The sequence below is a fragment of the Pantoea sp. SOD02 genome, assembly GCF_024707505.1.
GTDB classification, from domain to species: domain Bacteria; phylum Pseudomonadota; class Gammaproteobacteria; order Enterobacterales; family Enterobacteriaceae; genus Pantoea; species Pantoea symbiotica.
On record NZ_CP102605.1, the window covers coordinates 797,500 to 813,482 of the forward strand.

Annotated in this window: 10 protein-coding genes; 4 read left to right on the forward strand and 6 right to left on the reverse strand. The window is 53.4% G+C overall.

Going from position 1 to position 15,983, the window contains the following annotated elements:
- Positions 1-8: 8 nt before the first annotated feature.
- Positions 9-1,541 carry an ABC transporter substrate-binding protein gene (locus NR302_RS23155; RefSeq protein WP_258145458.1) on the reverse strand — a complete coding sequence of 511 codons (1,533 nt, stop codon included), beginning with the start codon at positions 1,539-1,541 and terminating at the stop codon, positions 9-11.
- A gap of 344 nt (positions 1,542-1,885) precedes the next feature.
- Here NR302_RS23155 and NR302_RS23160 point away from each other — a divergent pair, with 344 nt between their 5' ends.
- The 3 genes from NR302_RS23160 to NR302_RS23170 are packed head-to-tail and all read left to right on the forward strand — an operon-like array spanning position 1,886 to position 6,275.
- Positions 1,886-3,019: an ROK family transcriptional regulator gene (locus NR302_RS23160; protein ID WP_258145460.1), complete on the forward strand. Its 1,134-nt coding sequence runs from the start codon at positions 1,886-1,888 to the stop codon at positions 3,017-3,019.
- An 11-nt stretch (positions 3,020-3,030) separates the two neighbouring features.
- The gene (locus tag NR302_RS23165; RefSeq protein ID WP_258145461.1) at positions 3,031-4,473 is read left to right on the forward strand and encodes a M81 family metallopeptidase; all 1,443 of its coding nucleotides are present in this window, start codon (positions 3,031-3,033) and stop codon (positions 4,471-4,473) included.
- Positions 4,470-6,275 (forward strand): ABC transporter ATP-binding protein, encoded by a 1,806-nt coding sequence (locus NR302_RS23170; RefSeq protein WP_258145462.1) that lies wholly within the window; start codon positions 4,470-4,472, stop codon positions 6,273-6,275. The genes NR302_RS23165 and NR302_RS23170 overlap by 4 nt, the downstream gene beginning before the upstream one ends.
- Before the next feature lie 49 nt (positions 6,276-6,324).
- Here the strand turns inward: NR302_RS23170 and NR302_RS23175 are convergent, their stop codons facing one another.
- Both NR302_RS23175 and NR302_RS23180 read right to left on the reverse strand, forming a co-directional pair.
- The gene (locus tag NR302_RS23175) at positions 6,325-6,705 is read right to left on the reverse strand and encodes a tautomerase family protein (RefSeq protein ID WP_258145463.1); all 381 of its coding nucleotides are present in this window, start codon (positions 6,703-6,705) and stop codon (positions 6,325-6,327) included.
- On the reverse strand, positions 6,705-7,013 hold the full coding sequence (locus NR302_RS23180; RefSeq protein ID WP_258145464.1) for a carboxymuconolactone decarboxylase family protein: 309 nt from the start codon (positions 7,011-7,013) through the stop codon (positions 6,705-6,707). The genes NR302_RS23175 and NR302_RS23180 overlap by 1 nt, the downstream gene beginning before the upstream one ends.
- A gap of 99 nt (positions 7,014-7,112) precedes the next feature.
- Here NR302_RS23180 and NR302_RS23185 point away from each other — a divergent pair, with 99 nt between their 5' ends.
- Positions 7,113-7,988, forward strand: a complete 876-nt coding sequence (locus NR302_RS23185) for a LysR substrate-binding domain-containing protein (RefSeq protein ID WP_258145465.1) — start codon at positions 7,113-7,115, stop codon at positions 7,986-7,988.
- Between the two features lie 57 nt (positions 7,989-8,045).
- Here the strand turns inward: NR302_RS23185 and NR302_RS23190 are convergent, their stop codons facing one another.
- The 3 genes from NR302_RS23190 to NR302_RS23200 all read right to left on the reverse strand — a co-directional run bounded on the left by NR302_RS23190 (position 8,046) and on the right by NR302_RS23200 (position 15,724).
- Positions 8,046-10,706, reverse strand: coding sequence for a hypothetical protein (locus tag NR302_RS23190; protein ID WP_258145466.1), 2,661 nt, complete (start codon positions 10,704-10,706; stop codon positions 8,046-8,048).
- Positions 10,707-10,888: 182 nt separating this feature from the next.
- Entirely contained in the window at positions 10,889-11,272 is a 384-nt protein-coding gene (locus tag NR302_RS23195) for a cell wall hydrolase (protein WP_258145467.1), read from the reverse strand.
- Between the two features lie 558 nt (positions 11,273-11,830).
- On the reverse strand, positions 11,831-15,724 hold the full coding sequence (locus NR302_RS23200) for an autotransporter outer membrane beta-barrel domain-containing protein (protein WP_258145468.1): 3,894 nt from the start codon (positions 15,722-15,724) through the stop codon (positions 11,831-11,833).
- Between the last annotated feature and the right edge of the window lie 259 nt (positions 15,725-15,983).

Here is a 15,983-nt window from a genome sequence, read left to right on the forward strand (position 1 = left end):
TTGGGTTATTACTTCACCGCGTCGCGTACGACGATTTGTCCGCCCGGCTGCATCACCACGCCGCTGATATTTTTACGTGCGGCATAGAGATCGTCCTGATAGAACAGCAGCACCTGCGGCGCTAATCCGCTGATCTGTTTTTGCGCCTGGAAGTAGAGATCTTTGCGTTTGGCATCGTCGAGCGTGGATGCGGCGGTGTCGATCAGATCATCGGTTTGCTTGTCGCTGAAGAAGCCCAGATTAGCCCCGCCCGGCGCAAAGCTGCTGGTGTGATAGAGCGGACGAAGCTGCAGATCCGAACCATACAAACCGGAAGACCAGGACGCCAGCACCGCATCGGTGCCCTGCGCGGCTTTCTCTTTGCCATCCGCAAACGCCGCTTTGGTCCACACGCCGCTCTCCATCTGGCGCACATTAAGTTTCACGCCGATTTTGCTCCACATGCCCTGCAGCACTTGTGCGGTACGCGCATCCGGAGCCTGCACCGCAATCGACATCGGGAAACCGTCGGCATAGCCCGCCGCTTTCAGCAGATCTTTGGCTTTTTGCAGATCATACGGATAGTCATGCATCGCTTTGTCGTAGTTCGGATCGACCGGTGCCAGCGCGGAGTTCGCCGGTTGCGCATAACCAAACATGATGGCTTTCACCAGCGCCTGCTGGTCGGTGGCGAAGTTCAGCGCCTGACGTACGCGCACATCGCTCAGCGCTTTGCTTTGGGTATTGAGATCGACCCAGAACACCGCCGCACCCGGCGACTGTTTGAGATTAACGTTAGCGTTGTTTTTCAACATGCCAGCAAACTGCGGCGGCACCGGGTTAATAATATCGACCTGCCCCGATTGCAGCGCCATATTCATCACTGAAGGCTCGCTGCTCCACGTCCATTTAATTTCATCCGGACCGGAAGATTTCCCCCAATAGTCAGGATTCTTTTGTTCAAGTACATATTCGCCGGATTTGTACTGCACGAGTTTATAGGGTCCGGTGCCGTCGGCTTTATTGTTGATGCTGCCGGCTTTATCCGCTGTTGGACTCACCATTAATCCCGGGCCGGAGGCTAAAACAGTTAAAAACGCCGGATTAATTTTTTTCAGCTGAAACGTGACAGTGAGATCGTCTTTTTTCTTCACGTCCTGAATAAAGGTGCGAATTTTGCCGCTGCCGGCTAAACCGCGCTGCGTATTTAAATGACGCTGGAAGTTTTCTACCACTGCGTCGGCATTAAATGGCGTGCCGTCGTGGAATTTCACATTTGGCCGCAGGGTGAAGGTCCAGTTAAGTCCGCTGTCATCGGATGTCCAGGATAAAGCCAGCGCTGGAATGATTTTGCCGTCATCACCGAGACGCGTCAGGCCTTCGTACATCGGGTCCAGCACCGTGCCGGTAAAGGTCGCGGTTTGGTTGCCGGGGTCCATGCTGCGCGGCGGTTCGTTCTGCATGATCACCAGCTGGCTGGCAAAAACAGTGGCGCTCGCCATCGACGCCAGTAAACAACCGGCCAGCGTCAGTACCTTGAAATGCTTGTGTTTGCTTTCCATGAAGGCCCTCAATGAATCATTGAAACGATCGGTGAATGAACATTTATTTGTTGGATATGCAGTGATGCATTCCGGAAGGTCGCCATTAATGGCGACCCTACGATCGCCAGGCGAGGTTTTCGTAGGGTGCGCATTAATGCGCACCGGTAGATTGCCGTTAATTCCGTCCCGACAACTGTCGCATTGCGCTATATAAGCCACACTCACTAAACAAAAGCCAATAGGTTGGTTCATATAATTTACTTATAATCAGATCTGCATTCAGAAATTTAACTAAATATCGTTGTATTTGTTTTCGGTCCTTATTATTGTCAGCGCATAGTGCTAACGCCGCGAGAACCTCAATGCTCAATGCCCACCAGCAACAAATTCTGCGCTTACTTATTGCGTCGCATGGCATGAGCCGCACCGCGCTTGCGGAAAAAATGAAATTAAGCAAAGCCGCAATTAGCCCGCTGGTGAAAGAGATGCTGCAGGCTGGATTGCTGGAAGAGAGTGTTCCGGAATCCAGTGGTCAGGGTCGTCCATCGGTGTTATTAAAAATGCGTGCCGATAGCGCCTATTTTCTTGGTGCCTCGCTGCTTGGCGAGCGCGTAGTTTTAGTGCTGATTGATATGCACGGCCGCACGCTGGCCGCCACGCAAATGCCGTTAAATCTCGACCCGCCGCAGCTGGCAAAAATGATTGCGGCGGCGATTCCCGATCTGATTGCGCAGAAATCGATTTCGCAAGATCAGCTGATTGGGTTGGGCGTGACGCTGTCCGGATTTGTCGATGAACATCAGGCGATTTGCGTGCAGTCGGCGCTGCTGGGCTGGAAAAACGTGCCGCTGGCGGAACTGCTGAAACAGCAAACCGGGCTGGAAGTGTCGTTAGAGAACGATGCCAAGGCGTTAGCGGTGAGCGAGAAGATTTTCGGCGTGGCGAAAAAGGCCCGCAACTTCACCCTGATTTCCCACGGTGACGGCATTGGATCGGCACACTTCTTTCAGGGCCAGCTGCATCGTGGCGCACACGGCGCGGCCGGTGAAATCGCCCACTGCACCATCGAACCCGGCGGACGTCCGTGCCGCTGTGGCAAACGCGGCTGCCTCGATACGCTGGCCTCGTTAACCGCCATCCGCGAAAGCGTGCGTGACAAAGCGCTGGAGAGTGAATCGATTTCCGAACTGGAAGCGCTGGCGGTGAAAGGCAACAGCGCGGCGATTGCCATTCTGCATCAGGCTGGTCACGCGCTGGGTTTATCCATCGCCAATATCATTCAGATGAATGACCCCGAATTAATTGTGATTGCGCATCAGCCCGATTCGTTTGATGGCTTGCTGAAAACCGTGGTGATGCAGGCGATCGACAGCCATGTGCTGCCGTCGATCATCGGCAAAACGCCGATTTCAAGCATGGCAATTAACGAAGAGAGCTGGGCCAGAGCCGCAGCCAGTGTGGCGGCGTATCGTTTTATCATTCACTTACCCGACTAGCGGAGGCTGCTATGCGCATTGCTTTTGGTGGAATTCATACTGAGTGCAGTACTTATAATCCGGTGCTGAATTATGCCGACGACTTCCGCATCGTGCGCGGTGATGAACTCACCACCAATCCTTATTTCGCCTTTCTGCGGGATTATGATGCCGAATTTCTGCCCACCTTCCACGCGCGCGCCATCGCCGGTGGTCCGGTTGCGCGCATCACCTACGACGATTTTAAGCAGGATTTCCTGACACGCCTCGCGGCACATTTGCCGGTAGATGGCGTCTATCTCGCCATGCACGGCGCGGTTTATGTTGAAGGCATGGAAGATGCCGAAGGCGACTGGATCAGCGCCACGCGCGAGTTGGTTGGCGCGGATTGCCCGATCACCGTCAGCTACGATCTGCACGGCAATGTCACACAGCGCATCATCGATGCCATCGATATGTTCTCGACTTACCGCACCGCGCCACACATTGATGTGGAAGAAACCATGCGCCGCTCGGTATCGATGTTGGTGAAAAGTCTGCAAACCGGCATCAAACCTGGCGTGGTGTGGGCACCGATTCCGGTGGTGTTACCCGGCGAGCGCACCAGCACTGAAGATGAACCGGCTAAAAGTTTGTACGCCCGTTTGCCCGCGATAAACCAGCTGGAGCATATCTGGGACGCCTCGCTGATGGTCGGTTACGTCTGGGCCGATGAACCACGCGCCACCGCTGCCGCGATCATGACCGGCACCGATGCCGATGTGCTGGCGGAACAGGCGGCAAAACTGGCGCTGGCTTACTGGCAGGCGCGCGATGAATTCAGCTTTGGCTGCATCACCGGCAGCATTGAAGAGTGCGTCAGCATGGCTATCGCCAGCGAAACCGCGCCGGTGATTCTGGCCGATTCCGGTGATAATCCGACCGGCGGCGGCGTTGGCGATCGCGCGGATGTGTTGGCGGAGCTGATTCGCCAGTGCGCACAAGACGTTATCGTCGCCGGTATTACCGATAAACCCGCTACCGATGCAGCCTTTGCTGCCGGCGTTGGCGCAACCTTAACGCTGACCGTTGGCGCGTCGCTCGATCCGGCGGGTGGCAAAGTGCAAGCCGAATTTGTGGTGAAGCATCTTAGCGACGATCCGCGTTCGCTGGCGAAACAGGCGCTGCTGCAAACCGGCGGCATTACGCTGGTGGTCGCCGATCGTCGCCGCCCGTATCACAACCTGGCGGATTTCGCCCTGCTCGGCCTCGATCCCGCTGCCGCTAAAATTGTGGTGGTGAAGTCGGGTTATTTGTCGCCGGAGCTGGCACCGCTAGCCAATCCAAACCTGATGGCGCTGTCAGAAGGCGTGGTCGATCAGTATGTGGAACGCTTAACCCGCAACCGCAAATTGCAGCCCGCTTATCCGTTTGATACGGATTTCAGCTTCCTGCCGGTAAGTAGCTTGTCTGCACGCTTTGTGAAAGCAAAATGAATATACCAGCCTCCGCAGTCGAACCGGTGCTGCGCATCGAAAACCTGACCGTTGCCTTTCGCGTTGACGATCAGTGGCGCGAAGTGGTTAAGAACCTGTCGCTCACCGTTAATGCCGGTGAAACGCTGGCGATTGTGGGTGAATCCGGTTCGGGGAAAAGCGTCACCTCGATGGCGATCATGCGTTTACTCAACATGCGTCATGCGCGCGTCAGCGGCAAAGTGCTGCTAAACGGCGTTGATCTGCTGACGCTGAGCGAATCCGCTATGCGCGACATTCGCGGCAATGCAGTGGCGATGATTTTTCAGGAACCGATGACAAGCCTGAACCCGTCGTTCACCATCGGCAATCAAATTGCTGAGGCGCTGATCAATCACCGCAAAATCAGCAAACGCGCCGCGCGTGAAGAGACCATTCGGCTGCTGGAGAAAGTGCGCATTCCCAATGCGGCGAAACGCTTTAATGATTATCCGCACCACTTTTCCGGCGGCATGCGCCAGCGCGTGATGATAGCGATGGCGCTGGCGCTGCGACCCAAACTGCTGATTGCCGATGAACCGACCACCGCTCTCGACGTCACCATTCAGGGGCAAATACTTGACCTGATCAAGACCTTGCAGGAAGAAGAAGGCACGGCGGTGCTGTTTATTACCCACGACATGGGCGTGGTGGCGGAAGTGTCGGATCGCACGCTGGTGATGTATCAAGGTGATGTGATGGAAACCGGCACCACCGCCGCCATTTTCTCCGCGCCTGCCGCCGATTACACCCGCACGCTGATTGCGACCGTGCCGCAGCTTGGCGCAATGCGCGGCATTGCTGGACCGCGTAAGTTTTCCTTTGACGACAAGCATGACGCGCCAGATGCCAGCTGTTTCTCAGCATCGAGCCAGCCGCTGCTGTCGGTTAAAAATCTCAGCACCCGCTTCAGCATTCACGAAGGTGTATTCAGCCGCAAAACCGGCGCGGTACATGCGGTGGAAAATATCTCATTTGATTTGATGCCGGGCGAAACTTTGTCGCTGGTCGGCGAATCCGGTTGCGGAAAATCCACCACCGGACGTTCGCTGACGCGCCTGGTAACGCCCGACGCGGGCGAAGTGGCGTTTGATGGTTACGACGTGCTGAATCTCTCTGCTCACGAACTGCGCACCTTGCGCCGCGCCATGCAGATGATTTTTCAGGACCCGTTTGCCAGCCTCAATCCGCGCATGTCGGTGCTGGAAGCGCTCACCGAACCTTTCCTGCAACATCGCCTGGGCAGCAAAGCTGAGGCGCGCGCGAAAGCCGCTTCACTGATGGAACGCGTTGGGCTATCCGCCAGCATGATGAAACGCTATCCGCACGAATTTTCCGGCGGCCAGCGCCAGCGTATCTGCATCGCCCGCGCGTTGATGCTCGATCCGAAAATGATCATCGCCGATGAATCGGTGTCGGCGCTGGATGTCACGGTAAAAGCGCAAATCATCAATCTGCTCCTCGACCTGCAACAAAGCCTCGGCTTGTCGTATCTGTTTATCTCGCACGATATGGCGGTGGTCGAGCGCATCAGCCATCGTGTGGCGGTGATGCTGCTGGGTGAAATCGTCGAGATTGGACCGCGCGCGGCGATTTTTGAAAATCCACAGCACGACTACACGCGTAAACTGTTGTCGTCGGTGCCGGTGCCCGATCCGGCGCGCCGTCATGTAAAGCGCCAGATTGACATCAGCGAGCTGAAAAGCCCGGTGCGTGCGCTGGGATTTGTGCCTGAAACGCGGCGTTATCGTGAGGTAAGTGACGGGCATTGGGTGATGGAGTGATCTGGCAATGCCCGGAAGGAGGTCGCCATGAATGGCGACCCTACGATGCTTACAACTCAAACATTTTCCCGCCGCTAAAACTCCAGTCTTCGGGCTGGGTTTGCTGAATAATGATCATTAAATCATTGGGATCAAGATTGAGGCGCTGCTGCAGGCGTTTACTCAACACCTGATAGGTTGCACACTTCTGTTCCACACTGCGCGGTTTGCCTGCCACGATGTTCAGCAACACATAGCGATCGCTACGACCGCCGCTGAGATAATGGCGATCATATATAAAACGCTGCACCGCCAGCGATTCAATCACCTGGAAACGATCGTCGGGCGGTACGTTGAACTCTGCCACCAGCACCTCATGCAGCGTGTCCGATAAGGTTTGCAGATCGGCATCGCTCCAGCCTTCACGCACAGTAATTCGGGTCATCGGCATCAGTTGTTCTCCTGTTGCAGCAAAGCCAGCGCGGTGACCGCAGCGGGCCAACCGGCGTAAAACGCCTGATGGGTAAATAACTCCACCAACTCTTCACGACTAAGTCCGTTCTGCTGCGCAAATTCAAGATGCCACGGCAGTTGCTGCTCGCGGCTCAAAGCACTCAATGTGGCAAGCGTGATCAAACTGCGCTCACGCGGTGACAGCACCGACCGCTGCCAGATATCGCCAAACAACACCTGCTGGGTTAACTCGGCTAACTTCGGTGCGACCTGCTGTAAAGAATCGCGATCCAGTGGCTTACTCATGATTTTCTCCGGCATTGAATAGGCAGAGATTGTGGCGCGCTGTTACAATCCTGAAAATCATATTATTTAGGACTCATAGTCCCGTTTTGAAGGATGGTAATGGAGAAGATTCCGGTCTCGCTTGATAGCGATGCGCTGCGCAGCTTTGTGTTGGGAATCGAGTGCGGCAGCTTCGCGCTGGCGGCGCAGCAACTGTGCCGCTCGACGTCGGCGGTCAGCGCCCAGTTAAAAAAACTGGAACAGCAATGCGGTATGGCGCTGGTGACCAAACGCGGTCGTCATCTGGCGCTCACGCCCGGCGGCGAAATCTTGCTGAGCTATGCGCGTCGTCTGCTCAGCCTGAATGATGAAGCCTGGCGCGCGGTGCGCGGCGAGTTGTTGCAGGGTGATGTGCGTATCGGCATGCAGGAAGATTTCGGTGAGTCGCTGATGCCGGGCATTCTTGGCCCGTTTAGCCGCCAGCATCCGAGTGTGCGTATCAGCGCGCGCGTCGATCGCAATCAGCCGTTGTTACAGGCGATGGCCGAGCAAAGTCTCGATATGGCGCTGCTATGGCAAGGTGATAATTTACCCGCACAAAGTGAGTTGCTGGGCCAGACGCCGCTGGCGTGGATTGGCGCGCAAGAGTTCGATATCCGCGGCTTGCTCGCGCGTGGTGAAGCTATACCGCTGGTGATGTTTGAAGCACCGTGTCTCATGCGGACACGTGCGCTGAGCGTGCTGGAACAGGCTGGGCTCGATTGGCGCGTGGTGTTTACCAGCCACAGTTTGAGCGGCGTCTGGGCGGCGGTGCGGGCTGGATTGGGTATCACCTTGCGCAGCCAGATCGGTTTACCTGCTGGATTGCATGCCCTGAACGCTCAACTGCCCGCAGTAGGAAGTATGGGTATCGCACTGTGGCAACATAATGCTAACGATGCCGCCCAGCAAATGCTGGCTCAGCTTACGCGACATGCGGTGGCGGGATATCTTTAAAATCAATAAAAAAAAGAGCGCCACCATTACGGGAGCGCTCTTCAGGTAATGCAACGGTTACAGGTTAGAAAGATTCTGCTGCTCTTCCAGTTGTGCGGTCAGCAACATATTTTGGCCTGCATATTCCGCCACCACGCCGGTTCCAAACGACGTAAACGCCATATCTTCTTTACCAATGGTCAGTTCGATATTCTCTCGTGCCTCAATGTCTGCAGAAACGACAGTGAACATCATGCTATTGGCATCCGCTAACAGAGAATTTATATCCAGTGATAATGCGTTTTCAGCCTCAGAACGTTGTTCCGTCATCCAGCTGTAGGTAAAGCTGTAGCCTTCACTCCACTGTCCATCTGACTGAACCCAATAAGTGTTTTCACCCGTATTTGCGCCGACGGAGATGCTCCAATTACCGCTTTCATCCGCCTCAACGAATCGCGCGTTGCTCGTGCCAGATTGATAAACTTCAACAGAAGCAAAGGGCTGTGCTGTACCTTTCAATACATAACTGATTGCATCTGACGAGGATCCGCTCTCAATCAGCTCATCGTTGCCATAAAGTCCGGTAATTTTTGGTGCAATCTGCAGCGTGATGTTGAATGTCTCACTTGCAATACCGTTATCAACGACATGGATAGTATTTAAGCCAGCCGTGATGGTTGCCGTAAATGACCAGTTGCCGTTGCTATCCGCTTGCGTGCTGCCCACATTTTGCGAACCGATATACACGTCAATAATCGCACCTGCTGCTGCAACACCATTTAACTCCGGCGTCGCATCATCGGTGGTACCGTTGTGGTAGATATTCTGCTGCATACCGATATCATCAATTGCCCATGAGATGACGGGTGATACAGGTTCCACCGGACTTACGGGTTCCGATGGTTCTACAGGTCCGCCTACTGGCACATAGTTGATTTCAAATACGCTGCTGCTAGCGCCCTGCGAAACCACAGTGATGTGGTTCATACCGTCATTAAGCGTTGGAGAGTACTGCCAGTAACCGGTACCATCGGCAACAAGAGTGGTAACGAGACGCTCATTGATCCAGATTTCAATTGTTGCGTTTTCGCCTGCACCACCGCTGAGACGTGGCGTACCGTCATCGGTGGTGGCACCGTTCATCACCGGGCCAAAAGAAGTATGTTCATCTGACCATGCGCCGTAGATTTCAGGCGTTACTGGTGCGGCCGCTGGCGTGCTGATTAATATCGCCGCGCTCTGCGCATTGCCCGCACGTACTGTCAGGGTGTTTTCACCTTCCGGCAATGTAGTGTAAATACGCCAGCCGCCGTTACCATCGCTCCAGGCATTACCAATAAAGCGATCGCCAGACCAGATTTCCAGTGTCTGATTGCGCGGGCCGATACCGCTTAACTCCACCTGCTGGCTGATAGCTGAACCACCAGGTGCTATTTCAGCGCCAGCAGTCACGTCGGTAACTTGCGTGATGGCAAGGTTTTGCTCAACAGGAACTGACACGCTAACTGGCACATAGTTGATTTCGAATACGCTGCTGCTCGCGCCCTGCGAGACCACAGTGATGTGGTTCATACCGTCGTTAAGCGATGGAGAGTACTGCCAGTAACCGGTGCCATCGGCAACAAGAGTGGAGACGAGACGCTCATTGATCCAGATTTCAATTGTTGCGTTTTCGCCGGCGCCACCGCTGAGACGTGGCGTACCGTCATCGGTGGTGGCACCGTTCATCACCGGGCCAAAAGAAGTATGTTCATCTGACCATGCGCCGTAGATTTCTGGCGTTACCGGTGCGGCCGCCGGCGTGCTGATGAATACCGCTGCGCTTTGCGCATTGCCCACACGAACAGTCAGGGTGTTTTCACCTTCCGGCAATGTGGTGTAAATACGCCAGCCGCCGTTACCATCGCTCCAGGCATTGCAAATAAAGCGATCGCCAGACCATATTTCTAGTACCTGATTGCGCGGGCCGACACCACTTAACTCCACTTGTTGGCTGATAGCCGAGCCGCCAGGCGCAATTTCAGTGCCGGCTAAAGCGTCGAGAATTTGCGTGATAGCAAGATCTTTATCAACAGGTGCCACAACGGGTTTATAGGCTATTTCAAAAGGTTCGCTAATTTCCCCGTTGGTCATAACCGTAATGACATTTGCCCCATCGGCAAGGGATGCATTCCATGACCAACTGTTATTGCTATCTGCGATTACGGAACCCACTTCTTCGCCGTTTACCAGGATCTTCACTGTGGAACCGGCCAGCGCATAACCCGTAACACGTGGATTCGCATTTGGGACTGTTGATCCAGGGCTTATGATATTCATCCAACCCTGACTGTCGTCAAACGCGATATCGATTGAAGGACGCGTTACTGGAGCAGGTTCTACCAGGGTAAAGTTGAAGCTGTCTGAGACAGTGGTCGCCGGTATAGCAACCCTGATATTGGCATCACCAAAACGACCAATTGAATTGAAATCCGTAGACCAGCGGCCGTTTTCATCTGCACGTATAATGGCTACACGTGCATCATTCAGATAAACAAAAACCGTCTGACCGGGGTTAGTGCGGCCATTAATGGTAAAAGCATCGCTCTCTGATAAGGTGTTTTCTGAAACAGGAGTAGAAGTAAATCTATCTATTACGCTATCGATATTGATGAACGGTGTGTTTAGCGTAGACACTTGTTCATTGCTGTTTAAAAGATTCGGCACATTGCTATTTTGACGACTAATCAATTTGATCATCCTTATTTCTGGTGATATTAACTCGCGCAGGCAATTCACAATCCTTTTGCGCAATAATTTATTGCTTGCCAATTAGGCTGAATTTATTAAATAAAGAACAGAAAGAAGCTTCTTGATTTTGCCGATAGTTATTATATTTCCAAAACGAAAAAGCCTCTTTATTGATATTTCTAAAACTAAGTTTATCTGCTTGCGTAAAAGATATGATTTCCGATTACCACAGTGCGCTCAAGCGATGAACTCCAGTAAGGATTGACTGATTGTGCATGAAAATAGGTTGCGCCTTTGGTGTGGTCCTCCATTTCACCTTTAATAATTCGTTCTGCCAGATTTTGAGCCTTTTTCCAGCTTTTGTTATGTGTTGGTGGATGATACTCAGAAGGTTTTTTTATTGAAGTCCAGGAAAATTGTTTAGGTGCATATACAACTGGACAGATCTTTTCAACATTCCAGTTAGCCCTATTCATTGTAACTAAACCTACAGCAATCTGGCCTTTTACAGGCTCGCCTCGAGCTTCATGATAAATATTGAGCGCAAGGCAAAGGGTAGCAGCTTGAACTAACATAATGCTTCGCTTTCTAATTGATATGCTGCGTAGGTTACCGATTTAATTTGTAATAGCCCAACGAGAAACTTCTTGTTTATTGCCCCCTATCATTAGCAACGCTAATTTATTATATGCTCATAATCTATAGATAACCTAAAGAATAAAGCTGTTTCTTTTACGCATCATTCTAATTCCTTTGAAGGAATTCTTATTGAGACCAATCGGCAACTTTTCGCTCTCGACAAACGCGCCTATCTTTTTTACATTTTTAATTGTCGGCCTCTTAAAAATTAAAATTATCCCTAGTGCCATTATATAACTAAGGAGTATCACAGCTGATTGTGATTCCAGAATAAAGGTGATGCCACTCGTATTCCTGTCGTTATAGGTAATCACTAGCTCATCGCTGACGCAGATGCGAAAAACATAGGCGCTGAGTGGCAGTATTTATACCGTACAAAATAAACCGAACTCAGAAATGTCTTTAGGAATAGCGTTAACTTAAATAATGAAATTCAGATAGCAAAAAGCCACCTGCTAAGCAGGTGGCTTATAAAAGTGGCTATCGATCTTAACTTAGAATGAGTAGCGCAATCCCAACCCCACGCTATAACTTTCCCGCTTTTCAAGGCTCGACGACGATGCGCTGGTCTGATAACCCAACGCACCATGAACTTTCAGATTGGTGGTTAGCCCGGTGCCCACACCGACTTCAGTACTGATACGTCCTGCCGACGAAGCCAGCGGGGCACGATCTTTGCCGTCGTACACGGTCGTCGCGCGTCCATTCCAGTCCTGCCAGTAATTTACGCTGGCAAACGGTTCAACCATGGCACCGGATGCGGTTTCAATACTCCATTTGGCGCGCAGGCCAATGCGTCCGGTGGTGCCGGTGGTTTTGCCCAGCGCTACGCTGCTTTGACGATCGGCACTGTCTTTAAAACGGGTTTCTTGCCAAATCAACTGCGCTTGCGGCTCAAGAGTAAAGCCCGGGCCGAAAGCTGGCAGTGCAAAGGGATAACCGGTCTCCAGCGACGCGGCCACGCCATAACCCGTCATATCCAGACTTCCAGACTCACTTGATGCAGTTCCGCGATAGCGCGTGCCCTGCAGCGTGGCATCCAGATAGCTATTGCCCGATCCAACGTGTGTCCAGTAGCCGCCCACGGAAGTGCCGGTGAGCTTCACTTTGCCAGTGTTCTGTCGGTCATACTGCGTGCCCGCTTCGTTGGTGACCAAACCGCTCACCGAAATATTGGCTCGCGTTTGCGCCACGTACAGACCAAAACGCTCGCTGTGCCCTTCGATAAGGCTGCCTTGCCAAATATCAGCACCAATCTGTAAACCGCCCAGCGTGCCTTTGGCAGTTGGTGCCGCAAAGGCCTGATACCCGTGATCAATCTCACTTGCCAGCAAGCGTGTCCACATTGCCAGGCCCTGCGCAGTGCCTGAATTCGCCATTAGTGCCGCATCACCGCTGCGTTGATCGCGGGTGCCAAGCGTTAGCATGCCAAGTTCACGCGCAATAGGTTGCACCACACCGTAGGTTGCCACTGCCGGACCGATAACCGGATACTCGCCCGGCGGTAATACCGCTGGTGGTGGCGTGAGCGGCAATTCGGTGCCTGGTCGGGTTGGATTGGTCGGCTCGATAACGTCACCACCTTCACCAGGTTCGTCCGGGTCGATCGGTGTAATTGGAATGATCGGTTCAACAGGATCTACCGGCTCAGCCGGGTCAATTGGAGCAACCGGGTCGATCGGCTCAGGTTCAACCGGATCGGTCGGCTCGGGATCAATCGGGCCCACGATAAACTGATTGCGCAGATACCAGCTGTCAGTCTCTGAACCGCTCAGGCTGCCTCGGAAAAGACGGTAGCTCAGTGCACCGCTGCGCGTATCGCCGGCAAGGCGGAAAGCATCGTCTTCGGTGGTTGCGCCATTAATTGCATCGATCACTTTAATACCGTCGGCGTAGGTGTACGCTTCGCCGCTGTTGGTATTAGTGATAGCAACACGTGTCGTACCGCTGGCGTGGCCGCCATCGAGGATCAATTGGTCTGAAGGTGAGTCATCCGCCCCCAGCCAGCTATTCAATGCCAGTACGCCATCGTTGCCAATGTAATCGCCAACTACCGTTACTGAACGGTAATCGGTGGCACCAATCGTGCCTGGACGCAGCGTGCCGCTATTGGTGAGCGAACCGACAATCTTCATCTCACCGGTCAGCGTACCCGCTGCAGCAATCGCGGTATCAGACTGCACCGAACCGTTGATCTGTAAGGTGCCATTCTCCACACGCGTTGCGCCGGTGTAGAGCTGATCGCCATTCAGCGTCAGTTTGCCGCTGCCCAGCTGCACCACATCGCCGCTGCCGGTCACCATGTTGCTCAAGGTCACATCATCACTGCGATTAAATTGCAGCGTCCCTTCATTCTGAATATCGCCGACCACGCTGCCGCTGGTGCCGCCGTTACCGATCTGCAACGTCCCGCTGCTGATAGTGGTGCCACCGCTCCAGCTGTTGTCAGCGCTTAACACTGTGGTGCCTGCGCCCATCTGCTCGAAACGTCCCTGACCGGAAATCACACCGCTTAACAGCGCTGCATCCACACGGTTCACAAACAGCGCCGCACCGCTGGCAATCTGCACATTGCCCGCTAAATTCCCCTGCGTACCGCCATCACCCACCTGCAGATTACCGGCTTCGATCTGCGTACCACCCGCATGCGCGATATTGCCGGTAATTACGCTGGTGCCTGACCCGCGCTGAATAAGCGTGCCGCTGCCCGCAACATTGTTGGTCAGAGCCAACACGTCGGCACGATTGAGAATTAACTGTGAATTATTGACGATATCGCCGATCACACTGCCGGAAGTACCGCCATTGCCAATCTGCACGGCACCGCTATTGATGACGGTGACGCCATCCCAGTTATTATCGCCGGTCAAGGTTAAGGTGCCGCTGCCCTGTTTAACCAGCGCGCCGCCGTCACCGATGATTCCGCTACTAAAGGTCAAATCGTTGCCGTTGTCATCAATGATGCCGCCATTGCTGCCAACGGTCAGACGATTAGAAATGTCTGCGGTATTGCCGCTCTGCCACAACAATTTTCCGCCGTTAAGATTGACGGCGCCGGTGCCAAGATTCGCGCTGCTGGCAAATGAGAGCGTTCCCTGTTCAATCTGGCTGCCGCCAGACCAGGTATTATTACCGGTGAGCGTCAGTACACCTTCACCGCTTTTGAGCATCTCGCCATTGCCGCTAATCACATTTGATAGCGTCATGGTCGAACCGGCTCCTTCAGTCAGGAAGGTGCCTTTGCCGGTAAGCGCAATAGCGACATTACTCTGCATATCCGCATCTGCGCTTAAATTCGCTAAGGTGCCATCAGCTAAGGTGATCTGTCGCGTTGCATTACCATTCCCGGCGAGGATCGAACCGGCACGCAATATTGCACCGTCCTGCACCGCAATACGCGATGCCATGGTTCCAGGACCGCTGGTAATGTCACCCATGGTGATGGTATTGGCTTTGAGGATGCCGCCGTGGCTGATATTCAGTTCGGCAGTCGTGTTCCCTGCTCCAGTGGTGCGCGCACTCTGCCCTAACACCACATTATCGGCCTCTAACAAACCAGCGCCCATATTGAACGTACCGCGCGCAGCTTGCGTCCCGAACCTGGCGGTAGCAATCGTCAACGTATCTACTTTGGCATCAAGCGTACCGCTGGTGGTGTCAAACAAGCCGGTTGCGCCGCTGTAATTACTGTTCACGCCTGTCGCAATATCAATATTGCTGACCGCATCCACTCCGTTGGCACCGCGCAACTTCAGCGTGCCGTCACTAATGGCCGCGTCAAATGTCAACGTACCGCTGCCCTGGCTGGTACCCAGGATGAGCGAATCAACATTGAAGGTATTTTGCTTGCCGAGATTAAGCACCCCAGTGTTAATTCCAGGTCCCTGAACAGCGCGCCCCGTCGATCCTACGCCAAGTACGCTGGCGGTGATGGTATTGGTTTCACCGGCCAAGGTGACAATCCCGTGGCTGCGATCGGTCGAGTTGGCCGCGCCACCGGAGCGACGGCCAGATATCACCATGGTGCCGCTGGCATTATCAAACACAAAATTAGACAAGCCGCTCATGTCCAGCGTTGCCGTGGTGTTGCTGGCATTGCCACCAATTGCCATATTACTGCTGCCGTTATAGACCAGCGTGCCACCCGCGCCGACAATGGTGCCAGTGATGTTATTGGCGACACCAAGACCATCAATTTCACGGCGCTGGTCGCCAATATCTTCCGTGCGATTTGAGTTAAAGCTCCAGATTTCCGCTTGCGCGCTACCACTAAAAGTGGCACCCAAAGAAAACAGACAGAGTGTTAATGCATTAAATGAGAAGGCCGGCATTGCGACTTCAGCCACCGGCGTTGAGGTTGTTTTAGATGATGACGTATTGAAGCGCATGCACTCCTCCGATTAAAAAGAATCTTAGAGGTAAGAAAACTCTTACATGCGACTTATCTTACGAGGGTGGCGTTAAAATAGCGGGCAAGACATTTCTTGATTATTGGGGGTAAACAGCCAAAAACTGGATATTTATTAGCATTGTGGTGAGGGGCAACGGTCATATTGCAGCATTCCCTTGCTGGCCAATATAACGATGCGATAAGACAAAAGAACAATTAATGCGCTAAAGACGAGAAAATGAGTAAGACAATTAAAT

Bases quoted from the DNA above. Each gene is read 5' to 3' on its own strand.
- NR302_RS23185 (WP_258145465.1), top strand. From the start codon at position 7,113: ATGGAGAAGATTCCGGTCTCGCTTGATAGCGATGCGCTGCGCAGCTTT.
- NR302_RS23170 (WP_258145462.1), top strand. From the start codon at position 4,470: ATGAATATACCAGCCTCCGCAGTCGAACCGGTGCTGCGCATCGAAAAC.
- NR302_RS23180 (WP_258145464.1), bottom strand. From the start codon at position 7,013: ATGAGTAAGCCACTGGATCGCGATTCTTTACAGCAGGTCGCACCGAAG.
- NR302_RS23200 (WP_258145468.1), bottom strand. From the start codon at position 15,724: ATGCGCTTCAATACGTCATCATCTAAAACAACCTCAACGCCGGTGGCT.
- NR302_RS23160 (WP_258145460.1), top strand. From the start codon at position 1,886: ATGCTCAATGCCCACCAGCAACAAATTCTGCGCTTACTTATTGCGTCG.
- NR302_RS23165 (WP_258145461.1), top strand. From the start codon at position 3,031: ATGCGCATTGCTTTTGGTGGAATTCATACTGAGTGCAGTACTTATAAT.
- NR302_RS23175 (WP_258145463.1), bottom strand. From the start codon at position 6,705: ATGCCGATGACCCGAATTACTGTGCGTGAAGGCTGGAGCGATGCCGAT.
- NR302_RS23190 (WP_258145466.1), bottom strand. From the start codon at position 10,706: ATGATCAAATTGATTAGTCGTCAAAATAGCAATGTGCCGAATCTTTTA.
- NR302_RS23195 (WP_258145467.1), bottom strand. From the start codon at position 11,272: ATGTTAGTTCAAGCTGCTACCCTTTGCCTTGCGCTCAATATTTATCAT.
- NR302_RS23155 (WP_258145458.1), bottom strand. From the start codon at position 1,541: ATGGAAAGCAAACACAAGCATTTCAAGGTACTGACGCTGGCCGGTTGT.